Annotated in this window: 3 protein-coding genes and 1 pseudogene; 3 read left to right on the plus strand and 1 reads right to left on the minus strand. The window is 41.2% G+C overall.

The annotated features are described in order from the left end of the window. The 3 genes and pseudogenes from CXF82_RS22220 to CXF82_RS00980 form a co-directional block, all read left to right on the plus strand. Positions 1-185: pseudogene (locus CXF82_RS22220) on the plus strand (DUF480 domain-containing protein); the annotation flags it as partial. A gap of 182 nt (positions 186-367) precedes the next feature. Then, the gene (locus tag CXF82_RS00975; RefSeq protein ID WP_145991628.1) at positions 368-1,132 is read left to right on the plus strand and encodes an ABC transporter permease subunit; all 765 of its coding nucleotides are present in this window, start codon (positions 368-370) and stop codon (positions 1,130-1,132) included. Beyond that, the gene (locus CXF82_RS00980) at positions 1,129-2,028 is read left to right on the plus strand and encodes an ABC transporter ATP-binding protein (protein WP_101091217.1); all 900 of its coding nucleotides are present in this window, start codon (positions 1,129-1,131) and stop codon (positions 2,026-2,028) included. Before CXF82_RS00975 ends, CXF82_RS00980 begins: the two co-directional genes overlap by 4 nt. Positions 2,029-2,703: 675 nt before the next feature. On the opposite strand, the gene CXF82_RS00985 is transcribed toward CXF82_RS00980, so the two are convergent. After that, positions 2,704-2,910 carry a cold-shock protein gene (locus tag CXF82_RS00985; protein WP_012155714.1) on the minus strand — a complete coding sequence of 69 codons (207 nt, stop codon included), beginning with the start codon at positions 2,908-2,910 and terminating at the stop codon, positions 2,704-2,706. Positions 2,911-2,997 lie beyond the last annotated feature (87 nt).

Here is a 2,997-nt window from a genome sequence, read left to right on the forward strand (position 1 = left end):
AAAGAGAAGCACGTTATTGTCAGCTTTTCACCCCCTGCATTACAAACGTAGAATCTAGCGCCTTATTGCCTATCGAAGCAGTAAAGCCTGACAATTCACAGCAGGGACTGAGCGACAAAGTCGCTAAGCTCGAAATTGAAGTCAGTGAGTTAAAGATACTGGTACAACAGCTTCTGGCTAAATAATCAAAACCCAGATTAAATTATAATTAATCCACAATAGCTCACCAATGATTAGCGCCCGTCAGTTCTGGTGTTAATCTGTTAGCCGTTTTAATTCCACATATTAAGGGAATAGTTTGGAAAACAGTAAACACAGCAATGATTTGCGCAATACGCTTTTACTTGCCCAATTTGAAGTCAAAAAAATGTTGTTCAACCCTAGAGGGATGATTGCGCTTGCCGCTTTTGCTCTCGTTTGGTTACTTATTTTGCTCTATCCAATCCGCGGAGCATCAGAGTTTTTAATCACTCCCCACTACAAAGAGCTTATCGAAGGCATATTTGGGCCGGACGTGGTCAGTGAATTGTTCAAATGGTCTGTCGCTGAATTGGCTATTTATTGGATTGCAGCGCTGTACCTTTTTCCAATGTTCAGTATCTTTATTGCAGCTGATCAGTTCTCCTCTGACAAATCTCGCGGTACATTCCGCTTCTTAACGCTTAGAACCAGTAGAGAAAGTATTTTCTTCGGCCGTTTTTTAGGCCACATGACAATCCAAACGATTTTAGTTTCTTTAACGGTGTTAGCCACTATTGCGCTCGCAGTGAGTAGAGAAACAGCACTATTAATGCCCGCTATAACCAGTGGCATATTGGTTATCGTCAACCTTGTTATAGTAATTTTACCCTATACCGCATTAATGGCGATACTCTCGCTCTATGCAAACTCAGCGCGTCAAGCAACCATATATGCCATTCTTATTTGGGCTGCAATGTCGATAACAATCGCTGTCATCAATAACTTCCTACCCATTATTAGTGAATTAAAATGGATCCTTCCAGGCTCTCAGATTTCATTAATGATTAACACCCAAGGCTTAGGCAGCTTTGCATATGCGCCTGTGGCTTTATTGCAAACAATAGTGCTTCTGTTACTAGGACGTATATATATCAAACGGAGCGCGCTATGAGACTCATTGAATGTAAAGGTTTATCGAAATCCTACGGCAGTAAACAAGCATTAAGGCAGGTTGATCTTAACTTGGAAGCCGGAGAGCCGATTGCTTTAGTTGGACCCAATGGTGCGGGTAAAACCACGCTATTCAGCCTTTTATGCGGTTATATAACACCGACTGATGGCGAGGTTAGTATACTGGGTCATACGCCGGGAGATAGCGCACTGCTTGGACGTGTCTCTTCTCTACCTCAAGATGCCACTCTTGATCCTAACTTTGATATCCTGACTCAACTAATGCTGTTTGCTACTTTGCAGGGTTTTTCTAAAAGTGACGCTAAATCGGAAGCCCTTAGAGTCTTATCCTTAGTCGACTTAGCCGATTGTGCCTCACAAAAGCCTAAATCATTAAGCCACGGTATGGCAAAACGAGTCGCTATCGCTCAATCATTAATTGGTTCGCCAGAATTAGTGTTATTAGACGAACCGACTGCAGGTCTTGATCCCGCCAACGCCAAGAAAATTCGAGAATTGGTTAGAACGCTTTCAAACAAGACAACCTTTATCATCAGCTCACACAATTTAGATGAACTTGAAAAACTCTGCGGACAAGTTTTGTATCTAGAGCAAGGACAGCTAACCCAATCAGTGTCCATGAATGATAACTTACAAAATCAGTACATTACGCTAACGATGCAGCAGTGTGATGCCGATAAAGTCGTTGATGCTGTCATGGCACTACCTGACATAAACTCAATTGAGAAAAAACAACATAACGAGTTTTTGATAAAGCATAATAGCGAAGAGGATTATGCCATTGAAAGTGCCCTATTCGCGTTATTCAAGCATAATAACTGGCAATATAAAGCCATCCTCAAAGGGCGAACCCTTGAAGATAAACTCTTCTCTTAATAAGTGACTCGCTGAATAAATGGTCTATTGAATAATGATCGCACACCACTGGTACCAAGCAAGGTACCAATGGTGTTTTCAGTGTCCATTGCTCCCTGTCCCGCCACTAACATCACTTTCTACAATACTTCAAACTGCATAATACTCTTTACCCAACACTGCTTAACCCACCAAATAACCAAAGTAAGCAGTGCTCTGCATTGATTGTAGATAATGGTGGTCAGTGAAAAAAATCCATAACACGGGATAATGCTCAATCGATAGTCACCATTAATGCCTAGTACTTAGCTTAAGTATTTAAACGCCCTCCGAATGAACGGACACTTAATGCAATCGCTATCAATCGCCGTGCAGCTGGCAAGCGGATTGTGACTGAGATAACGATAGTCGTATGCTTAAGCTACAAAACAGCGTAGAAAACTAACATCCACCCATAGAGTCGTACGATGGTACTTTTAGGCTAGTAGCGTTTAGGCAAGCAAGACAGAGCATGTTTTGTGTTTAGGGGCGTAACTAGATTAGGTAAAACGGAGTGATACTGAGATTTACATTTTATTGCGGAATTAAGCTGGGAATGAAATGTTTTTTAAAATACAGAAAAGAAAAAAGAGCCGTGATAAATCACGGCTCTTCAGAATTTTTTTGCGATTAGCTAGATGCTAATCAAGCTGGTAACTAAACTACAGTTACGTTCTCAGCTTGTGGGCCTTTTTGACCTTGAGTAACAGTAAACTGAACTTTTTGACCTTCGTCAAGAGTTTTGAAACCGTCAGAGTTGATAGCGCGGAAGTGTACGAATACATCTGGGCCAGACTCTTGCTCGATAAATCCGAAACCTTTATCAGAGTTAAACCACTTAACAACGCCAGTAACTTGAGACATAATATTGAATCCTGTAAATATAAATTAAAGCCTTAACGGCGGTAAAGCTGGAAAATGCCGGTTTACTTAATGTTAACAGGACGAACA

It is taken from the genome of Shewanella sp. GutDb-MelDb, from assembly GCF_002836075.1.
Lineage (GTDB): Bacteria > Pseudomonadota > Gammaproteobacteria > Enterobacterales > Shewanellaceae > Shewanella.